The organism is Acidobacteriota bacterium, assembly GCA_018001935.1.
Classification (GTDB): Bacteria; Acidobacteriota; JAAYUB01; order JAAYUB01; family JAAYUB01; genus JAGNHB01.
The window spans coordinates 19,305-39,752 of record JAGNHB010000044.1 but is presented as its reverse complement, the minus strand read 5'-3'; the positions used below and the strand labels follow the sequence as shown (position 1 = coordinate 39,752).

Sequence of the window (20,448 nt, the reverse complement as noted above, 5' to 3'; positions counted from 1 at the left end):
GCGGCGCCTCGACGCTCAGTGCGAAGCCCGGCTCCCCCCGCGGGGAGCCGGGCTTTTTTGGGGGAAGGGGTTTAGGCTGTAGGCTGTAGGCTGTAGGTCCGGAGGGGGTTCCCATCGGGGTTGGTATCGGTATCGGTATCGGTATCGCAATCGCAATCGCAATCGCAATCGCAGTCGCAATCGCAGTCGCTTTCGCAATCGCAGTCGCAATCGCAATCGCAGTCGCTTTCGCAATTGCAACCGGTATCGGGCCGTTGCCCAGCGCCTGCGTTCTGACCCACCGGTTGTCGATTTTGGTTGCCTGCCGAGGCCGCTGTTGCAGGGCGAAGCCCCGGTGAACGGGACGACCGTGACCCGGCGGCCCGCGGTTTTCCGGCGCCGCATCCGGGGCGCACGGGTCACGGAGCGGTCTGTAACCAGGAGGAGCACCTCCGGGGGAACACCCGCCGGCTAAAATCTCTGTCGTGACCCTTTGCGGGGCTTGGCGTCCTGGCGTCATTGCGTGAGGTTGAGACCGCCGGTCCTCTTTGTGAGATCCTGGGCAAAATGAGCAAGCAATCGGGAGGCGACCGCTCGAGTCCGTGGCCGGATGCGGGACGAGAGAGCGTGGGTCGTGTTCCGTCCCGACGAGGTTGCCTGCCTTTCGCGGGAGGGGGCCTTCACGCGGACGCGCTCCCGCGGCGGCGGCCGAAGAGGGGGTAGGCGGCGACGCCGAGGCTGAGGCAGGCCGGGCCCCACAGACGGGCGTCCGGCCCGCAGTGGATGAGCATCCACAGGAAGAGCAGGAGGGGCACGCCCACCACCGCCGCGAGCCCGGGGCGCCCGCCGGGGACGGTGAACCCGCGGTGAAGGTCCGGCCGGGTCAACCGGAGCCGCCACAGGGAGAGCAGCGTCAGGGTGGAGGTGGAGACCCGCAGCCACATGTACGTCGCCACGAGTTCTTCGACCCGGAAGGCGGCGAGGGCCGCGCAGAAGAGGGTGGTCAGGACGATGGCCTGCACCGGGGTCCGGTAGCGCTCGTCCAGGCGGGCGAAGGAGGGGTGAAAGTAGCCGTCCTCCGCCAGGGTGAAGGGGAGGCGGGTCGAGGAGAGCAGGGTGCTCTGCAGGCCCAGGAGGACGGAGAGCATGGCGGCCCCGAACATCAGCAGCGCCAGGGTTTCGCCCCCCACGGTGCGGGCCGCCGTGACCATGTGGCCGGTCCGCCACTGCGCCCAGTCCGCTCCGGCGCCGATGGCGGCCATGGTGGGCAGCAGGAAGGTGACCATGGCCAGCGGCACCATGATGGCCAGGCCCCGCGGGAAGTTGCGTTCGGGCCGGTCGACCTCCTCGATGATGGTGGAGAGCTGTTCGTAGCCGGAGTAGAGCCACAGGCCGAGGGCGAGCCCCACGCCGTAGACCTCGCCCCAGGGCTTCCCCGGCGGGACGAGCGGCACGAAGGGATTGACGGCGGTGCGCGTGAACCCCAGGACGGTGAAGACGGCCACCGGCACGAGGACCACGACGAGCAGCATTACCGACAACTGCCCCACCACCTCGATGCCGCGCACGTTGACCCAGGCCACCAGCAGGAGGAAGAAGAGCGCCGCCAGCCAGTGGGCCCACCCGTGGGCCACCTGGGGGTAGACCTGGGCCGTGTAGTCGGCCAGGAGCACGGCGTAGGCCGCGTTCATGAGGAAGGTTCCGCACCAGTTCCAGAACCCGCAGAGGAAGCCGGCGAAATCGCCGAAGGCCGCCCGCGTCCAGCGGTAGAAACCGCCCTCCACCGGCATGGCCGTGGCCAGTTCCGAGGCGGCCAGGGACATGGGCAGGCTGAAGAGCCAGGGGACGACCATCAGGAAGAGGAGGGTCATCCCCGGGCCCGAGGTGGAGACCATCTCCTCGAAGCCGAATGGCCCCGCGGCGCAGTAGGCGTAAAGGACGGCGACGAAGGCGCCCAGTTTCAGTTTCCGGAAGCGCTTGTCTTCAGGAGCACCATTGCCCGGCTGGTTCGGCTTTTCGCCCATGCGCCCTCGCACGATGGCGGGCAGACGGCCTTGATCCGCCTATCCCCACCGCCCCGGTCCGATTCCCCCTGATCCCGTAACAATTTTCCCCTGAAACCGGGAGACCGTCAATCGGGATTTTCCCCGGCGACGGTTCGGATCCGGCTGCGCGAAAACAACAGAGTGACGGTTCCCGTCTCACGCCAAGTCGTTGAGACGCCAAGCCTCGCCAAGAAAGAGCCCAGGAATGGGCAACTTCGTCGTGCCTCTGCGCCTCCGTGAGAGCATTTCCGGAAAAGCTCTCACAGGGGCACGGAGCCGGGCACAAAGAGCCGCCTTGACATCGGGGCATTTTCACGGTATCAACGTTCTTCTCGGAGGGGCGCCATGACTGTTTCCACTTCCGTGAACAACCCTGCACCCGCCTTGTCCCGCGAGGCGATCGCGGCGCTGCCGAAGGTGGAACTGCACGTCCACCTGGACTGCTGCCTGAGCTACGACGCCGTGGCGCGGCTGGCGCCCGGGACCACCCGCGAGGCCTACCGGCGGGACTTTGTCGGGCCGGCGCGCTGCATCGACCTGGCGGCCTTCCTCCGGCACATCGACCGCAGCCTCGCCCTGTTGCAGACCGAGGAAGGCCTGCGGGTCGCCGTGGAGGACCTGTTCGGGCAGTTTGTCGCCGACCGCGTCCTCTACGCCGAGGTCCGCTTCGCCCCCCTGCTTCACCTCCGAAAGGGCCTGGCGGCGGACGTCGTCGTCGCCACGGTGGCGGCAGCCGTGGAGCGCTGCACCCTGGAAACCGGCGTGGAGGCGCGGGTCATCCTCTGCACCCTCCGCCACTACTCGGAAGCGCAGGGCCTGGAGACCGCCCGCCTCGCGGAACGCTTCCGCGGGACCGCCGTGGCGGCCCTGGACCTGGCCGCCGACGAGGCCGGTTTCCCCCTGCGAGAGCACGTGGCGGCCTTCTCCTTCGCCCGGGAGCGGGGGATTGCCCGGACCGCCCACGCCGGGGAGGCCCGCGGAGCCGAGAGCGTCCGGGAGACCCTGACGCAGCTGCGGCCGATGCGCCTCGGCCACGGCGTCCGGAGCGTGGAGGACCCGGCGCTGGTGGGGGAGTTGGCCGCGCACCGCGTCCACCTGGAAGTCTGTCCGTCCTGCAACGTCCAGATCGGACTCTTCCCCTCCCACGCCGCCCACCCGGTGGACCGGCTCTTCCGGGCCGGGGTTTCGGTGGGAATCAACACCGACAGCCGAACCCTGACCGACGTCACCCTGACGGGCGAGTACGAGCGGCTCCGGGACGCCTTCGGCTGGGGCCTGCCCGAGTTCTACCTGTGCAACCGGAACGCCCTGGACGCGGCCTTCCTGGACGACGCCGTCCACGCCCGGCTCATGGAGCGCCTGGAGGCCGGCTACGCCCCCGATTCCGCGGCGAGGTGACCCGTGATCGAATGGATCGGCTTCGACGCCGACGACACCCTCTGGCACAACGAAACCCTCTTCCACCTCACCCAGGAACGGTACGTCACGCTCCTGTCGGCGTACCACCCCCCGACGGAGATCGAGCGCAAGCTCTTCGCCACCGAGATGCGCAACCTCAAGGACTTCGGCTACGGCATCAAGGGCTTCACCCTCTCCATGATCGAGACGGCCATCGAACTGACGGAAGGCCGGATCCCGGCAGCCCAGGTCCGGGAGGTCCTCGAGTTCGGGCGGGCCATGATGCGCGCCCCGGTGGAACTCCTGGAACACGCCCGGGAGACGGTGGAGACCCTACACGAGTCGTACCCCCTTCTCCTCGTCACCAAGGGGGACCTCTTCGACCAGGAGTCCAAGATCGCCCGGTCGGGCCTGAGCCGGTTCTTCCGGGGCATCGAGATCCTGACGGCGAAAACGCCCGAGGCCTACCGGGACGTCCTGGAGCGCTACGGGATCGCCCCCGGCCGCTTCCTTATGGTGGGGAACTCCCTCAAATCCGACGTTCTCCCGGTGCTGGCCATCGGCGGTCAGGCCGCCCACGTCGAGTACCCCCTCTGCTGGGAGCACGAGAAGGTCACCGAGAGCGAGCTGGAGGGGAAGCCCTTCCACCGCCTCGCCTCCCTGGCGGACCTCCCCGCCCTGGTCGCCGCGATCGGGAGAGTGTGTTCAACCACTAATCTCACTAATTCACACTAATGATCAGACATATTCGAGGTCCGAACAGCCGAAGAAAGACTGAATTCACGGGGTTTCCGACGGTCCGGAGCGGCCCGACAGAGGAAGGCAGGAGTCATCACAGCACGAGGATCTCGAGGAGAACGGCTTTGACAACCACGGAAAAGGCTGCGATTGCGATACCGAAATCGATTCGCCCCCGTTGGGTTCTGGTCTGGACCTACAGCCTACAGCCCACAGCCTACAGGCTTCGAAGAACTCCATGACCGCCCGGGAGGTGTTGCTGGAGGTTTTCGGGTTTTCCGCGTTCCTGCCGCACCAGGAGGAGGTGGTGGACGCGCTGGTGGCGGGTCGCGACGCCTTCGTGGTGATGCCCACGGGCGGCGGGAAGTCCCTGTGCTACCAGGTCCCGGCGCTGGTCCGGCCGGGGACGGGCGTGGTGGTCTCCCCCCTGATCTCCCTGATGAAGGACCAGGTGGACGCCCTGCGAGCCAACGGCGTCCGGGCCGCCGCCTACAACTCGGCCCTGGGGGAGCGCGAGGCCCGGCGAACCCTGGCCCGCCTCCACGCCGGCGAACTGGACCTGCTCTACATCGCCCCCGAGCGGTTGCTGACCGACGCCTTCCTGGAGCGCCTGCGGGACCTGCCCCTCGCGCTCTTCGCCGTGGACGAGGCCCACTGCATTTCCATGTGGGGTCATGACTTCCGCCCGGAATACCTTGCGCTATCCCGCTTGCGGGATCTTTTCCCCGGCGTCCCCCTCGCCGCCCTGACTGCCAGCGCCGACCGGCAGACCCGGGACGACATCGTCCGCAAGCTCGGCCTGGAGGATGCCCTCAATGTCCTCGCCAGCTTCGACCGGCCCAACATCCGCTACGCGGTGGAGGCGAAGCACTCCCCGTTCCAGCAGTTGGTCAAGTTCCTGGCCGCTCGCCCGTACGACGCGGGCATCGTCTACTGCCTCAGCCGCAAGCGCACGGAGGAGGTGGCGGCAAAGCTCCGCGGACACGGGGTGAGCGCCTCCGCCTACCACGCCGGGTTGGCCGACGGGGTCCGGCGCCAGGTCCAGGAGGACTTCTCCCGCGACCGGGTGCGGGTGGTGGCGGCCACCATCGCCTTCGGCATGGGGATCGACAAGTCCAACGTCCGCTTCGTGGTCCACTACGACCTGCCGAAGAACGTGGAAGGGTATTACCAGGAAACGGGGCGCGCGGGGCGGGACGGCCTCCCCGCCGAGGCGCTGCTGCTCTACTCGCCGGGCGACCTGATGGCGGTGAAGGGGCTCATCGAGAAGGGGGAGAACCCGGAGCGCGTCCGCATCGAGCTGCACAAGCTGAACGCCATGGCGGGCCTGGCGTCGTCCGCCACCTGCCGCCGGCGGGCCCTCCTGGCCTACTTCGGCGAGGCCCGGGACGCCGACTGCGGCAACTGCGACGTCTGCTCCAGCCCACCGCGGCGTTACGACGCCACCGTGGACGCCCAGAAGATCCTCTCGTGCGTCTGGCGCACGGGGCAGCGCTTCGGCGTCAACCACGTCGTGGACGTCCTCCGCGGCGCCGACACGAAAAAAATTCGCGACTTCGGCCACCAGCGCCTGTCCACCTACGGGATCGGGAAGGACCGACCCGGCGAGGCCTGGAAGAGCCTGGTCCGGCAACTGGTTCACCTGGGGTACCTCGAGGTCGACCTGGAGCGCTTCTCGGCCCTGCTTCTCACGCCCGCGGCCCGGCCGGTGATGCGGGGAACGGTGGCGCTCGAGCTGACGCTCCCCGCCGAGGTGCTCGAGCCCCCGGCCCCGGGCGCCGCAAAGAAGCGGGGCAGGGCGGAGGCGGCGGTCGAGGCGGGGGTCTGGGCGGGAGCCGGGGCCGAGCCGGACGAGGTCCTGTTTCAATTGTTGCGGAAACTGCGCCGGCAGCTGGCGGAGGAGGAAAACGTCGCCCCGTTCATCATCTTCGGCGACGCCGCCCTCAAGCAGATGGCCGCCCGCCGCCCCGCGACCCTGGACGCCTTCGGCCGCACCCCCGGGGTGGGGGCGTTCAAGCTGCGCCGCTACGGCCCGGTCTTCGTCGAGTTGATCCAGGGCTATCTCCGCGAGACGGGGGGGTGAGCAGCACTCTGTCGGACCTGTCGGACCTGTCAGACTTGTCGGACTTGTCGGACCAGTCTGACGACCTGCAAAGCGGCCATGCACCCCCTCGCCGGATGCTCACTCCTTCCCCTGGCCCCTGGCGGGGGCCGCCGTCACTTCGCCATGAAGAGGATCTCCTGCTGCTCCGCCCGCTGGACGGCCTTGAAGAAGTCCCGGGCGTCCGGGTACCGCTCGACGGGCAGCGTCGTCCCCTTGACCTGGTACCTCTTCCGCACGACCAGCCGGTTGGGCGCCTCCTCCACGGCCACGGAGAAACACCCGAAATCGGTCTCCTTCCGGAGGGCCTCCAGGTTTTCCTCCACCTTCCAGCCCTCGGGGTAACGGATCGTGACCTCCTGGACGGAGACCAGGGCACTCCCCCCGAGGTCCACGGGCACCTGTCGCTCCGGCTTGGTCAGGACCGGTTTCCCGACGTCGATGACGAAGAAGGGCTGGAACAGCCACAGGCTCCCCGTGGGGCGAAGGACCCCGTTGGACTCCACGGTGTAGGCGATCACCAGGTCCTTTTCGGGGTCGAAGAGGTTCTTCCACTCCAGGGCGGTGAGCCTGACGTCGGGAATCCGCTGGGAGAGCCAGCCCTGCCACTTCTTCCGCCGTTCCAGCTCGGTGATCTCCCGGTAGTCCTGCCTCAGGCCGCCCATGATCCCGTTACGGTACGTCTCCACCACCTTGGCGGTGATGAACCCGGAAACCGCCAGGGTGACGTCCACCTTCACCTCCGCGCTCAGCTCGAGGTCCGGCGCGTCGATGGTCACCAGTTCCCCGCCCTGTTCCCTGACCAGCAGGCCTTTCGCCTGGCGCATCCCGGGCGGCAACGCGGGCCATCCCGCCGTTTCGCAGGTGGGGTCGAAGAAGCGGGTTGCCCCGTCCGCCGGTTTGAGGGCGACGATGCAGTGGTTGAAATCGGAAAGCGACGCGAAGTCGGGGTCCGGCCGTCCGTCCCCGCGGGAGCTGCACAGCACGGGCCAGGCCGGGATGCCCCGGCTCCGGAGCAGGTGCATCAGCAGAAAAGACTTTCCCTTGCAGTCCCCGAACTTCGACGTGCAGACCTCCTCGGAGGGGGTGGGGATCATGCCGCTGAGCCCGATGTGGACGGAAACGTAGCGCACCTGGGACTGCACCCAGGCGCAGAGGCGTCGGACCTTCTCGGGGTCGTCCGCCGCCCCCTCGCAGATTTCGTCCGCCAGGGCGTTCACGGACGCCGGGACGGGCCACCGGGCCGACGTGAGCCCGCGATACCAGTCCGCGGCCTCCGCCCAGGTCTTCGCCGCGAAGCCCGGCCGGAGGTGGAGTCGGACGGCCACCTGTTCGGCGACATCCCGCCGGGGCGGGAGGCAGGGTTCGTCCGTGGGGAGGGCCGCGACGTCCTTTCGGCGGAAGACCCAGGTCCCCGCGGCGGAGATGGGTTGAAAATCCTTGATGTTGTAAGCTTTCCAGGTCAATTCCGCCCCGGGGGGGACCCGGACGACGAGCTCGGAGTGGCGCGTGGGGATGTCGCCCTGGAACGACCAGCGCAGGAAAGGCGGGTAGTCCCGCTGCTCCGTCTCGTACTCGAAGCAGACGAACGCGCCTTTCCCCACGTTCGGCAGGGAGGCGACCCGCTTCTTGTACTCGGTGAACAGGCTGCTCTCCAGGAGTTGGGTTTCGGTGGTGTCCTTCATCTTGACCTGGGCCACCTTGCCGTTGGGTTCCTGCACCCAGCCCCGGAATTCCCGGATCTTGAGGTTCGGCCCCGCGGACAGGGCACGGACGCCATGCCGCTCCCCCTCTGCCGACAGGATGCGGAACGCTTCACGGACGGTCCGGGTCATCACGCCCTGGTCGTCGAACACGGCTTCGGAATAGTCCATCAGGCAGACGGCGTCGTGCTTGACGGGGTCGTATCCCGAGACGCTCTCGGCGGCGAGGGGAACGGCCCACTCGGGGAGCTTGTCCTCGGCCCTCAGCCCGGCGGGGGCCAGGGCCGCCAGGGCGACGAGCAACGAGGCGGCGAGGTGTCGGGTGCGTGCCTTCATGGCTCACTCCGGCCGCTTCAGGACGACAGTGGTCTCGTCCCCTTTGCGGGCGGCCTGGTAAAACCCCTTCACCAGGCCGTAGTGCGTCGCTTCGTAGAAGGCCCCCTTGCAGCGGAACTGGCGCTGGAGCTTGAGCGTTTCGCCCTCCATCGACGTTTTCAGGGAGTAGCTCCCCACGGGGTTGTCGAAATTGACGGGGTTGGGGAGCTGGTCACTGGTGACCCCCGTCGGCAAGGTGAAGGAAAGGGTGTCCTCGACGAGGTAGGGGTAGGACATGCAGACCGGGAAGCGGCGGGTGTCGGTCTTGAAGTAGTCCGTCTGGTTTTTCCCCAGGAGGGAAGGCTTGAGCAGGTAGCGTGTCCGGGTCTCGGCCAGGCAGTCGGGCACGGTGAACTCGGCGGTGATGGAGAGGGGGGCCTGGGGGTCGCGGAGGTTCAGGAACGCGTAGGCCGTCAGCTCAACCTTCTCGAAGTCCTTTTCGAGGTATTCCTTGACAAAGGTGCGGCGCTCCTCCTCCGTCTCGTCGTCCCAGTAGTTCCGGGTCATGAAGTCGGGGTTTCCAAAGTAGTCGAGCCGGAGCTTTCCCTTGAAGGCCCGCCCCTCGAAGGTGCCCTCGAGGGTGCGAACCACCCGGTTCTGCTCGGCTTTTCCCGGGGGGGCCAGCAGGATCTCGGCGCTCTCGGGGGAGAGGACGATGACGTCGGTGTCCTGCTTGTACCACGCCACCTGCCCGTAGTTGCAGTACGGGGTGGAGGGGTCCAGGTAGCTCCAGCCGCCCGCGTCCTTGACGGCCACCAGCGGCTCGTCGAACTGGTTGAGCAGGATCTCCCGCCGGAAGTAGGTGTCGTCGCGCCCGCAGGCCCAGGCCGGGTGAGCGTCCAGGTTGGCGGAGCGGAGGAGCGCGGTGCAGAGCAGCATGATGTCTCCCCGGTCGCCCTCGCCGTTCTTGATGACGTCGTCCACCTTCTTGTTCGCCTTCTCCTTCTCCTTGCTCTTCTCCTTCGCGGCCCGCTCCTCTTCACCTTCTCCTTGCTCTTCTCCTTCGCGGCCCGCTCCTCTTCACCTTCCCGCAAAAAGCTCGTGTTCTTGAAGTTTCGGACGACGTAGTCGTAGATCTTCCGGGCCGCGTCCTCCCCGGCGGGCTGTCCGCCCAGGATGGTGTCCCGCAGCTTGTTCACCGCCTCCTTGGACTTGATGAACTCGTAGGTTCTCTTACCCAGCTCTTTCCCGAACTGGTTCCAGAACAGCTCGATGTACCGGGCCTGGCCCTCGCGGGTCTTGAGGTCCAGGGAGGAGGCGTTTTCGACCTGCTGGAAAGCATAGTAACGGAAGAAGTAAACTCTCAACTCCTCCCCGGGCGGGAGGAAGTCGTCCTCGGGCTCGGGCGGGACGTTGACGGCCGAGTAACGGATTCGCCCGCCGCTCTCCTCGGTCCGCCGGGTGGACGCCTGCCGGTAGGTGTCCACCACGAAATTGTTGTAGAGCCTGACGTCGCCCTGGTCGAACTCGATCCAGGAATCCAGGCTCGCCAGCTGGTCCTCCTGGAAGGGCCAGCTGAAAACCACCATCTGGATCTGCTCCAGCGGCGCCTGGAGGAAAACCTCCACGATGGAGCCGGCCGAGACGTCGGGGAGGGCGAACACCTTCATCTGGCTCTTGTTCCCCTTCTTCTTGGCCACCACCTTCTTCATGATGTCGTCCTTCTGCAGCTCCACCGACGTGCCGTCGGGGCGAACCGTCCGGGCCAGGATCTTGCGGGTGTTCTCCGGGACCTGGAAGTTGGCGCAGTCCCGCCCGGCGTCGTTGAGCACCTTGATGGCGGCGTGGTAGCTGTAAACCCCCCCGATCACCTCGGCGTGCCGGAACAGGAAGATCGCCTTGGCGCCGGGCGCCACGTGGGTGTCCGTCATGGACAGCTCGTTCGGGGTGAAGACCGCCCACTTGCCCATCTCGACCTTGGCGGGCAGGGCCGTGCAGAGGGCGGCCAGGGCGAGAACGACCAGACTTTTTCGCATGATGATCCCTCCAGCAGTGAGTCCAGTGAAAGTGCCGGAGATGGGCGGGCGGTGGGCACGGATCGACGGCAAACCCCTTTTGTTTTCCTTCACGGTCCGCCGGTCGGCGCAACCGTCCCCCTCCCCGGAGAACAAGCGAAAGCATACGCGCCCGCTCGGGAGCATTTCAAGGGGAAAGCGTATCGCGCGACTGGGAATTTTGTCCGATTACAACAAGATTGTAAAGGGAGTCATCAATTCATAGCCCGACTGTGATATGATAGCCGGTCGAGGGAGCCATGGCTTCACGCACAACCATCGTCCTGGAGGATCGTGACCGGCTTCTCGATCTCATGGACGGGCGGGATTGAAGGCGGGCGACCGAGACGGGATACCTTACGATCCGATGCCCGGGACAGGTGGCCGATGCCCCGTTTGCGTTGCCGGTTTCCACTGGCTTTCATGGCGCTCGCCGGCGTTTTCTTCGCCGTGTGCCCCGCCGCGGGCGGCTTCGGAGTGCCCCTGTTCCGGAATCTCTCCGTCGATGACGGTCTCCCGGAGAACAGCGCCTGGGACCTGTGCCAGGACCGGCTCGGCTTCCTCTGGATCGCCACGCAGAACGGCCTCGTGCGTTACGACGGCTACCGCTTCGTCACCTTCAAGCCCGATCCCTCTCTCCGGAACGGAATCCGGGGACGCTCCATCTACGCCGTGGCCGAGGGGGCCGACAGCGCCATCTGGGTCTTCAACGAGCGGGGGCTGGAGCGGCTTGACCGGCGCAGCGGGACGTTCAGGCTCCACCCCCTCGACTTCCCCAACACCGACGACTTCCGCATCCTGCGGATCTTCGAGGACCGGCGGGGGAGAATCTGGCTTTTCTCCCGAAGCGGTCTTCTCCACCGGTTCGACCCCCTGTCGGGCAAGTTTCTCTCCTTTCGGCACGACCCGCGGGACCCCCGTTCACTCGCCCACTCGGAAGTGACCACGAAGGATTGCTTCCTGGAGACCAGCCGAGGGGAAATCTGGGTGGGCACCCGGGGCGGCCTTCACCGGTTGGATCCCCTGGCCGATGCGTTTGGCCGGGTCCCGCTCGGCGACGGCGCCGGGGCCATGGAGACCATCACCTGCCTGGCGGAGTCGATCGCTTCCCCGGGGACCCTCTGGGTCGGCACCGGGAGCGGCCGCCTGTTGAAAGTCAACGGGGGTGCGCCGGCCGGGCGGGCCGCCCTTCTCGAGGAGCACCGGTTGTCGGCCACCGCGGGGCAGGCCGCCACCACCTGGGTCACCGGCGTCCTCGAGGACCCTCGTCGGGGGATCTGGCTCACCACCACGTCCGGCCTGTTCCTCGTCGACCGTGACGGCCGGGCCCGGCCGATAGCCCGCGCGGGGCCCGGGAACGACCCCCCGTACGCTCTTGTCGGCCCGGTGATCGAGGATATCGACCGACGCCTCTGGTTCCGGTCCATGGACCTGAGAACCCTGTTCTTCTTCGACCCCGAAACCGGCCGCCTCACCCGCTACACCGGGGATTCCGGGGACCCCTCGGGCTTGCGGGCCGGCAACGGCCTGATGGCCCTTCTCCTGGATCGCAGCGGGGTCCTCTGGGTGGGCAGCTGGCTGGGGGGGCTGAACCGGATGGACCCCACCGGGGAGAACTTCCGGTGTCTGCGTCACGACCCCGTCCGCCCCGACAGCCTGGCCGACGACAATGTGCGATCCGTCCTGGCCGATCCCGAGGGCCGGCTGTGGGTGGGGACCGAGGGCGGGCTCGACCGCCTGGACCCGGACACGGGCCGGTGCGAACACCTGCGGGTCGCCCCCGACGGCCCGGAGCGTTCGGGCAACCGGTTGATCCGGTCCCTCTGCGCCGCACCCGACCGGACGCTCTGGATCGGGACCAACGGGGGCTTGCTCAACCTCGACCCGGCCTCGGGCAGAATCACCCGGCGGCTCACCCGCACCCGGACCACCCCGGACACCGAATTCCTTGGCCTCGTGGACCGCCTGGTCCGATCGCCGGGCCCGAGGGCCGCCATCACCGGCGCCGGGAACAACCTCGACGAGACCCGCTCCTTCACGCTGCCGGCGGAGACGCCGGTCCTGGTGGTCTGCGCCGGGGAGGCCGCCCCAACCCTCGACGACTTCGGCTGGCTCGAGGACACCGGGGGCCGGACCCTCTGGCAGTTCTCGCTCCGGTCGTCCCTTCACGCCGGCGGCGCCGGGCGCAACCGGGTCGACACCGCGGTGCTCACCCTGCCGGGTGGGACCTATCGCCTCCGGTACCGGTCCAACGCCGTCCACTCCGCAGCGGGCTGGGTCGAGGCGCCGCCGGAACGGCCCGGCTGGTGGGGGATCCAGGTCCTCCCCCTGGACAGTGCCTCCCGCGAGTCGATTCGTCGCCTCACCCGGGAGCGGGAGGACGACAGCTTGTCGAACGACTCGGTCCGCGCGCTGCTGGCCGATGCCTGGGGCCACCTCTGGATCGGGACTGCGAACGGCCTGGATCGCTACAACCCCCGAACCGGCCTTCTGCGCCATTTCCGGCGCCAGCCCGAGGCCCCCACGAGCTTGAGCGACGACAACATCACCGCCCTGCTCCAGGACCGCGCGGGCTTCCTGTGGGTCGGCACCAACGACGGGGGCCTGCACCGGTACGACCCGTTGACCGAGTCCTTCCAGCACTACCTCCCCCGACGCTGCGTCCTGTCGCTGTTCGAGGACTCCGCCGGCCGTTTCTGGGTGGGCACCTACGAGGAAGGGCTCTACCTCATGGACCGGCGGAACGGGACCTGGCGGAACTTCAGCGAAAAGGAGGGCCTGAGCAACGACCTGGTGTCGGGGATCCAGGAGGACCGGAAAGGCTTCCTCTGGCTGGCCACCGCGCGGGGCCTGTCACGGTTCGACCCCCGGACGGGTACGTTCCGTCATTTCGACGTGACGGACGGGATCACGGTCAACAACCGCCTCTTCACCCTGTCGAAAGGCCCCGGGGGTCGCCTCTGCGCCGGCGGCAGCCGCGGGCTCGGCCTGTTCGACCCCGACCGGATGAAGGACAACCCCTATCCGCCGGCCGTGGTGCTCACCGGCTTCCGCCTTTTCGGCAAGTCGGTTGCGCCTTCCGCCTCGGGCCCCCTGGCCGCCGACATCAGCCTGGCGGACGAGGTCCGGCTCTCGTGGGAACAGAATACCCTCACCTTCGAGTTCGCCGCGCTCCACTACAGTTCCCCGGCCCGAAACCGCTGCCGCTACCAACTGGAGAACTTCGACCGGGCCTGGATCGAGGCGGGCCCCGAACGCATGGCCCACTACACGAACCTCGACCCGGGGACCTACACCTTCCGCGTGCAGGGGTGCAACGGGGACGGCGTCTGGGACCTCGCCGGCCGCTCCATCCGGGTCGTCATTTCACCGCCGTTCTGGAAGACGATCCCCGCCTACCTGCTCTACCTCGCCGTGGCGCTTCTGCTCGTGGTCGGGACGCACCACCTGAGGGTCTGGAGGCTCAAGCGCAGCGAAGCCCTCCTCAAGCGGCAGGTGACCATCAAGACCGTGGAGCTGTCCCAGGCCAACACCCGCCTCTCCCGGGCCAAGGAGAGCCTGGAAAAGGCGATGGCGGACCTCTCCGCCAGCAATGCCGCCCTGGAGAAGGCCAACGAGGTCAAGGGCGAGCTGCTGCGCATGGCCGCACACGACCTGAAGAACCCGCTCACGGCCATCGTCGGGTTCACCAAGCTGCTCCGGCCCAAGCTGGCGGGGGAGCCGAAAAACCGGGAACGGCTCGACATCATCGGGGAATCGGCAGACCGGATGTTCCACCTGATCACGGAACTCCTGGAGACCGCCGCCATCGAGGACGGACGCCTGGTGCTCAACCGCGTGGCCCTCGATGCGGGCGACCTGGCCGCCGGCGCCGTGGAGGACGCCCGCCCGGCCGCCGGGCAGAAAGGCCAGACCCTCCACTTCACCGCCATGGGCGGCTGCCGGGTCGAGGCCGACCCCGGCATCCTCCGTCAAGTCCTGGACAACCTCGTCGGGAACGCCGTCAAGTTCTCCCCGCCCGACAAATCCATCTGGGTCACCGTCGAACGGGAGGACGGGGAGGTCCGGATCGGCGTCCGCGACGAGGGGCCGGGCCTGACGGAGGATGACCGGCGGAAGGTCTTCGGGAAGTTCCAGAAACTGTCGGCCCGACCCACGGGGGGCGAGTCCAGTTCCGGCTTGGGGCTCTCCATCGTCAAGGGGCTCGTGGAGCTTCACGGCGGACGGATCGGCGTGGAGAGCGAGGAGGGCCGCGGCGCCCTCTTCTGGGTCGCCCTCCCCTTGGCCCCGGCGGAAAGCCACCCCTCTCCGCCGACACCGGGCACCTGAGCGGGGAACCGCTTTTCGCATACCGGGCAGATTTCCGGGCTATTCCGAGCGTCGTGATCTGACACACGCGGGCTGCCCTGTCGCCGGGGCGGACCCGTCGCTGGTGACACACCCCTTCCGACGCGATCCGGCGGTTTTCGCACCGCACGCCGCGGGTCGAACTTTTTCCCGGTCCAGGCGTATCATATCCAAGAAAAACCCCGGTCGAAAAGAGGCGAGACCGGAACCCGGGGGGGAGATACCGCCCACGACGCCACGGGCGCCAGGAGAGCGACGTCATGTGGATCTTCACGAACCGCGGCTTCCTTTCCATCGTCGACGACCGGCACCAGAAGGGGAACCTCCTGGTCCGCGCCCGGAGGCGGGAGCACCTCGAGACCCTCTTCCCCGGCCGGGGGATTGCCGAGACCCCGGAGCGGGACTACCGGTTCCGGACCTCCGTTCCCCGGGCGGAGGTGGCGGAAACCCTCCGACGAGAGGTCGAATCCGTCGACTACCCGAACTTCAAGGCCTCGCTGGGGAACGAGGCGTATCACCAGGCTTGCCACGAGGTGTGGAAAGTCATGTTCAACTACCAGAACCGGAAGCTGTCCTGATGGTCCCCCGGCTCGTGCCGCCCCTCCTGTTCCTGGCCCTGGCCCTCGCCGCCGGGCCCGCTCCGGCCGGCGCGACGACCCCCTCCCCGGACCGGCCGGCCGGCCGGGTGCAACCGGGCCCGGCGCCGCCCCCGTTCCCGGTCGTCTTCGTCACGTACGTGACCACCCCGGGGCAGGACCGGGCCGCCGGGCTCCTCGTGGACAGCATCCGGGCCTTCGGCGGGCGCTTCAGGGCCGCTCCCGTCCTCGTGGTGCTGACGGACCCCGACGAGGTCCCCGCCCTCCGCCTGCGGTCTCGAAAGGACGTTCGCGTCGAGGAACTGCGGCTCGACGCGGCGGTGAACGCCTACCCCTACGCATCGAAAGCCTTCGCCGCCGCCCGGGCCGAGGACCTTTACGCGGGGAGCGCCCGGGTCCTCGCGTGGTTCGACCCGGAGACCCTCCTCCTGCAGGAGCCCGAACTCGACCTCCCCGACGGGGTCACGCTGGCCGTGCGCCCCGTCCAGGTCCGGAACGTAGGTCTCCCGTGGGACGCCCCGCCCGACGCCTTCTGGTCGGCCCTCTACGCGCGCTGCGGGGCCGAGCCGGGACGCGCCGTTCCGGTGGAGTCCTTCGTGGAGGGGCAACGCCTGCGGGGCTACCTCAACTGCGGCATCTTTGCCATCCGATCCGACACGGGGCTGCTTCGCGAGTGGGCGCGCCTCGTCGACGAGTGCCTGAAAGACGAGGCCTTCCAGCACTCCGCCTGCAGCGACGCCCCCCACCGGATTTTCCTTCACCAGGCGGTCCTGAGCGCCCTGGTGACCGCCCGGCTCACCCCCGACCGGATCCGGTTTCTACCCCACGGCCACGGCTACCCCCTGAACCTCCACGCCCGGCTTCCCGCGGAACGGCGGGCGGCGGCCCTTGGCCGGGTCGTCACCCTCCACCACGAGATGTGCATCGACGCCGACCCCGCCTGGGCGGACGCCCTGGTCCTGGCGGCGGGCCAGCGTGCACGGCTCGAGAAGATCTACCTGGAATCGCTGCGGGTCTCGGGGCCCATCTTCCGCGAGGAAGGCTCCTGCAACAGCTACCTGGTGAAGACGCCCGGCGGAAGCGTGGTGATCGACCCCGGCGGGGCATCCTCCCCGCAGAGCCCACTCCGGCGGGTCGCGAAAGGTTCCCCCCTGAAAGCCGTCCTCCTGACCCACGCCCACGAGGACCACCGGGGCGGGATCGCGTCGTGGAAGAACGGCGCCTCAACCCCCGTGGTGGCCCAGCGGGAGATGGTGGAGTTCCTGCGTTACCACGACCGGCTCCGGCCGTTCCTGGAGGGTCGCCGCGCCGCCCAGGGCGCTCAGCCGGTTCCCGCCCCCCCGGGGGCGGAGACTCCCGTCGAGGCCACGGTCCTCTTCACCGACCGCTACGTCCTGACCGTGGGCGGGATGCGCTTCGAGATGATCCACGTGGGCGGCGAGACGCCGGACCAGTCGCTGATCTGGGTGCCAGCCCTCAAGGCTGTTTTCATCGGCGACAACTACTACGCCTCCTTCCCGAACCTCTACACCCCCCGGGGGACGAAACCCCGGTGGGCGCTGGAGTACGTTGCCGCGCTGGAGAAGGCCCTGGCCCTGCAACCGGAGCTTTTGCTCCCCGGGCACGGGGAGCCGCTGGTGGGGCGGGACCTGGTCCGGCGGAAGCTGACCCGCTACCGGGACGCCGTTCGGAAGGTGCACGATGACGTGGTGGCGGGCATGAACGCCGGGAAGGACGTCTTCACCTTGATGCGGGAGGTCCGCCTCCCGCCGGAACTCGAGGTCCCGCAGTTCTACGGGCGGGTGTCCTGGTCGGTCCGGGGGATCTTCGAGGGGTACGCCGGGTGGTTCGACGGAAACGCGGCGAACCTGTACACCTTGCCCCCCGCCGACACCGACGCGGAGCTGGTCCGCCTGGCGGGCGGGGCGGACGCCGTCACCCGGCGTGCCGTGGAGGCGCTCGGGGAAGGGGATGCGGTTCGCTCGCTCCGCCTGGCGGACGCGGCCCTCGCCGCCGAACCGGGTCACGCCGGGGCGCTCGACGCCCGCCTGACGGCGCTCCGCGCGCTCCTGGCCCGGTGCACCAACGTTATCGAGCGCGGGTGGCTCCAATCCGCGATCCGCGAGACCGATCGGGCCATCTCTCGCTGGAAGCGATGACCGTCATCCCCTGCGCCGCCAGGTACCCTCCTGCCAATTTGCACAAGGAATGCTTCCCCTGGCTCTGGCCGTCCCTCCGGGCAGCGAGTTCTTGCCGGCGGCGCGCGGGAGGGCGCGACCCCAGCGCAACCCACGCGGTAGACGGCGCTGATGGGGCACCCTGCACGGAACGGCGCCTTGGCGAGAGCCGATCCGGATTTTTATCTCGCCAAGGCGCAAAGAACGCAAAGAAAAGATGATGGGTGCGGAATAATCGGCGCCGCGGAATACGCGGGAAAGGGGAGGCACGAACGCTTCGTGTCGCGCCGCGGGCCATGAAGGACCCGGCTTCCCCGCACCCTTTCGGGCTTACAGGGCGGGAATCAACAGGGACCCTTTCACGGATTCCTCGGGATTCCTCCGCGCAGGCTGAAGCCCGCGCCACAGCCCTTAGCGGCGCCGGATCCGCCCGCCGCCCCCGCCGCCGCCCCGGCGACTCCGCCAGCCGCCGCTGTCGGCGTCGAAGCGCCGGCTGCGGAACTCGCCCTTGCTCCGGGCTTCGTAGTCCCGATCGAGGTCGCGGGTCGCACCCCGGTCCCGGTGCCGAGCGGACGCGGGTTCCCGGGCGGCGTCGGAGGTACGGCGGTCCTGCCCGTCGGCCTTCGCGGCGGGGACATCCCGGTCGTGGCGGTCGCGGCCGTCGCCGGTCGTGGCGCCGTCCTTGGGCTGCCGGCCGCCGTCGGGCGGGTCCACCGGCTCCCAGGACCCGTCATCCCGCTTGGACCAGGTCTTCGTGTCCCGGTCGTAGTGGTAGACGTCGCCGTCCTTGGAGGCGTAGATGTCGTTCTTGCCGATGGCCGCGCCGTTGTGGGTGTCCCTGTCATAGATCACGGCGCCGCCCGCGCTCCCGTGGTCGCCCGAGTAGATGTTGCCGCCCTCGATCTTTCCGCCCGCGATCACCCGGCCGGTTTCAGGGTTGTAGGCGGCCCCGCCCTTGGCGTTCACCCAGTTCCCGGTGTAGACGTTGGTGTCGCTGATGCGCCCGGCCCGGCTGTAGGTGCCCGTGCTGGGGTTGTAGCCCCGGTAACGGGCGCTGCTGCCGATGTTGCCGGTCCAGGGGTTGGCCCAGGCCGCCCGCGTGCCGTGGAAGGCCACGTCCCCCCACCGCCCGTAGACGTTCACCGCGGCGAAGCCGCCCCAGGCGCCCCAGCCCCAGGCGGGGTACCAGGGGCCGTACCAGCCCCACCACGGGCCCCAGTACGGGTGGTACCAGCCCCACCCGTAACCGACGCCGAACCCGATGGCCCAGCCGCAGCCGGAGGTCCAGACGAAGGTGGCGCCGTAGCCGTAGGTGCAGGGCCAGCCGTACCACCAGGCCCCGACGTAGGGCGGGTAGTACCAGCCCGAGCCGTACACCACCACCTTCTCGGGGGTGACCACGGTGCCGTAGTAGCCGGGTGTGTAGCCGACGTAGACCACGGTGTCGGTGTACCCGTAGATCCGCACGTAGGTGACGTAGTGGAGCGGGCTGTTTACCGGGATGGCGTAGATGGCCGCGGGGACCGAGGTCGCCACCGCCCACGGCCCTTTCGGGACGGAGGCCGTAAACCAGACCGCGTTCTCCAGGGCGTAGAAGGCGTCCGGGGACACCCGGATCACGGGGGTCCGGGCGTTGACCGCGTACTTGAGGTTTGTCCCCTCGATGTCCTTGAATTTCGGGTCGCCGTCGTACTTCACCTCCAGCTTGGCTGCGCTGCGCGTGATGGTGGCCGTCTGGGGGATGGAATTGGCGATCAGCGCCTCCTTGGCGGGGCCGGTGCCCGGGATCGAGGCCAGCACGCCTGACTTGGCGTGGTCCAGGGGGATGCGGGCGAAACCGGCGGGGAGCTGGCTCCCGGCCACGAACTCCCAGGGCCCCGCCAGGGCTGTTGACCGGAACCAGCGGCCGGAGAGGAGTACGTAATAGTGGGAAGTCGCCGGGTCCGTGAACAGGTTACTGCCCGTGTTGGTCACCCAGAGGAGACCAGTGCCGGGGATGGCCTCGGTCTGCGGCGTACCCTGGGTCTGGATCAGTTCCGCGGGGACGAGGCTGACGAGGATGGCGGGGACCTTGCCGCTCCTGGCCGCCAACTCCAGGGTCATCTTTTCCCCGCTGTCACCTTCCAGGGGCTGGCCTTCCAGAACGTCGACCTGGCCGGCGGCAGTGGCGGCGGCCAGGGCCTTGGCCAGGCTCCGGGGCGCTTTTTTCACCGGCGCCCAGCCCCCGTCCAGGGTTTTCGCACTCATCCAGCCGTCCATGATGCGCAGGTAGTAAACGCCGTCCTTGGGGTCGTTGGCCAGGAGCACCCGCGTGTTGATGACGCGCTGGAGCCCGGTGCCCTCCATCGGCCGGAGGACGGGTTCCCCGTCCACCAGGACCAGCAGGGCGGGGGTCATGCTGAAGTAGACCCTGGGCGGGTCGTTCCGCACGGCGTGGGTCTCCACCGGCGGCGCGCTTTCGGACGCCGCCAGGGCCGCTTCGAGGCGGTCCAGGGAGATCACGCGATCCTGCCTGGAGAGCCCTTTCTGGAGCGCGGCCCCGTAGGCGCCCGCCTGTGAAGGCTGCGTGGGGAAATCCGCCTTGACGAGGTTCAGGTTGTCCAGGTCCACCAGGCGGTTGACCTTGTCCACCTCGGTCCGGGCCGTGAACCAGATGACGCCGTAGTGGGCCGGGTCCTGGGTGCCGGCGGGGATGACCCCCACGGCCGCCCGGGCTTTCAGCAGGGTGTCGGTCCACGCCTCCAGCTGCGGCTGGAACAGGCGAAGGGTGACTTCCCCGGCCGGGATGTCGCGGGGCCAGCCCGGGTCCGACAGCGGTTCCTGCGCGGCCGGGGCCGGCCCAGCCGGGGCCTGTCCGGGCGGCGCGGTCTGTCCCGCGGCCGGGAGGGAGGCGGCCAGGAGCGCCGCCAGGGTCGTCAGCAACAACACCAGGGTTTTACGTCTCATGCGATTTCCTCCGAGAATTTCGTTCCGGGGCGGTCTGCCGGGCGCCCGG

General features: G+C 68.6%; 11 protein-coding genes. 6 read left to right on the top strand and 5 right to left on the bottom strand.

The window, feature by feature from the left end:
* Positions 1-659: 659 nt before the first annotated feature.
* On the bottom strand, positions 660-2,003 hold the full coding sequence (locus KA419_15230) for an APC family permease (GenBank protein ID MBP7867289.1): 1,344 nt from the start codon (positions 2,001-2,003) through the stop codon (positions 660-662).
* 366 nt (positions 2,004-2,369) lie between these two features.
* On the opposite strand from KA419_15230, the gene add reads away from it, so the two are divergent.
* The 3 genes from add to recQ all read left to right on the top strand — a co-directional run bounded on the left by add (position 2,370) and on the right by recQ (position 6,243).
* Positions 2,370-3,422: an adenosine deaminase gene (gene add, locus KA419_15225; protein ID MBP7867288.1), complete on the top strand. Its 1,053-nt coding sequence runs from the start codon at positions 2,370-2,372 to the stop codon at positions 3,420-3,422.
* A gap of 3 nt (positions 3,423-3,425) precedes the next feature.
* Positions 3,426-4,157 (top strand): HAD family hydrolase, encoded by a 732-nt coding sequence (locus tag KA419_15220; GenBank protein MBP7867287.1) that lies wholly within the window; start codon positions 3,426-3,428, stop codon positions 4,155-4,157.
* 241 nt (positions 4,158-4,398) lie between these two features.
* Positions 4,399-6,243 carry a DNA helicase RecQ gene (recQ, locus tag KA419_15215; GenBank protein MBP7867286.1) on the top strand — a complete coding sequence of 615 codons (1,845 nt, stop codon included), beginning with the start codon at positions 4,399-4,401 and terminating at the stop codon, positions 6,241-6,243.
* Positions 6,244-6,377: 134 nt separating this feature from the next.
* Here the strand turns inward: recQ and KA419_15210 are convergent, their stop codons facing one another.
* The 3 genes from KA419_15210 to KA419_15200 are packed head-to-tail and all read right to left on the bottom strand — an operon-like array spanning position 6,378 to position 10,315.
* Positions 6,378-8,300 (bottom strand): DUF3857 domain-containing protein, encoded by a 1,923-nt coding sequence (locus KA419_15210; GenBank protein MBP7867285.1) that lies wholly within the window; start codon positions 8,298-8,300, stop codon positions 6,378-6,380.
* Positions 8,301-8,303: 3 nt separating this feature from the next.
* Positions 8,304-8,930, bottom strand: a complete 627-nt coding sequence (locus KA419_15205; protein MBP7867284.1) for a hypothetical protein — start codon at positions 8,928-8,930, stop codon at positions 8,304-8,306.
* A complete protein-coding gene (locus tag KA419_15200; protein MBP7867283.1) occupies positions 8,843-10,315 on the bottom strand; it encodes a DUF3857 domain-containing protein in 1,473 nt (490 codons plus the stop codon). The genes KA419_15205 and KA419_15200 overlap by 88 nt, the downstream gene beginning before the upstream one ends.
* A gap of 405 nt (positions 10,316-10,720) precedes the next feature.
* Here KA419_15200 and KA419_15195 point away from each other — a divergent pair, with 405 nt between their 5' ends.
* The 3 genes from KA419_15195 (at position 10,721) to KA419_15185 (ending at position 17,435) form a co-directional block, all read left to right on the top strand.
* Entirely contained in the window at positions 10,721-14,662 is a 3,942-nt protein-coding gene (locus KA419_15195) for a hypothetical protein (protein ID MBP7867282.1), read from the top strand.
* Between the two features lie 278 nt (positions 14,663-14,940).
* Positions 14,941-15,258, top strand: coding sequence for a hypothetical protein (locus KA419_15190; protein MBP7867281.1), 318 nt, complete (start codon positions 14,941-14,943; stop codon positions 15,256-15,258).
* Positions 15,258-17,435 carry an MBL fold metallo-hydrolase gene (locus KA419_15185; GenBank protein ID MBP7867280.1) on the top strand — a complete coding sequence of 726 codons (2,178 nt, stop codon included), beginning with the start codon at positions 15,258-15,260 and terminating at the stop codon, positions 17,433-17,435. The genes KA419_15190 and KA419_15185 overlap by 1 nt, the downstream gene beginning before the upstream one ends.
* A gap of 429 nt (positions 17,436-17,864) precedes the next feature.
* On the opposite strand, the gene KA419_15180 is transcribed toward KA419_15185, so the two are convergent.
* Positions 17,865-20,399, bottom strand: a complete 2,535-nt coding sequence (locus KA419_15180) for a hypothetical protein (protein MBP7867279.1) — start codon at positions 20,397-20,399, stop codon at positions 17,865-17,867.
* Positions 20,400-20,448: the final 49 nt, after the last annotated feature.

Coding starts and splice junctions, on each gene's coding strand:
- KA419_15230 (MBP7867289.1), bottom strand. CDS start 2,003: ATGGGCGAAAAGCCGAACCAGCCGGGCAATGGTGCTCCTGAAGACAAG.
- add (MBP7867288.1), top strand. CDS start 2,370: ATGACTGTTTCCACTTCCGTGAACAACCCTGCACCCGCCTTGTCCCGC.
- recQ (MBP7867286.1), top strand. CDS start 4,399: ATGACCGCCCGGGAGGTGTTGCTGGAGGTTTTCGGGTTTTCCGCGTTC.
- KA419_15210 (MBP7867285.1), bottom strand. CDS start 8,300: ATGAAGGCACGCACCCGACACCTCGCCGCCTCGTTGCTCGTCGCCCTG.
- KA419_15200 (MBP7867283.1), bottom strand. CDS start 10,315: ATGCGAAAAAGTCTGGTCGTTCTCGCCCTGGCCGCCCTCTGCACGGCC.
- KA419_15195 (MBP7867282.1), top strand. CDS start 10,721: ATGCCCCGTTTGCGTTGCCGGTTTCCACTGGCTTTCATGGCGCTCGCC.
- KA419_15190 (MBP7867281.1), top strand. CDS start 14,941: ATGTGGATCTTCACGAACCGCGGCTTCCTTTCCATCGTCGACGACCGG.
- KA419_15185 (MBP7867280.1), top strand. CDS start 15,258: ATGGTCCCCCGGCTCGTGCCGCCCCTCCTGTTCCTGGCCCTGGCCCTC.
- KA419_15180 (MBP7867279.1), bottom strand. CDS start 20,399: ATGAGACGTAAAACCCTGGTGTTGTTGCTGACGACCCTGGCGGCGCTC.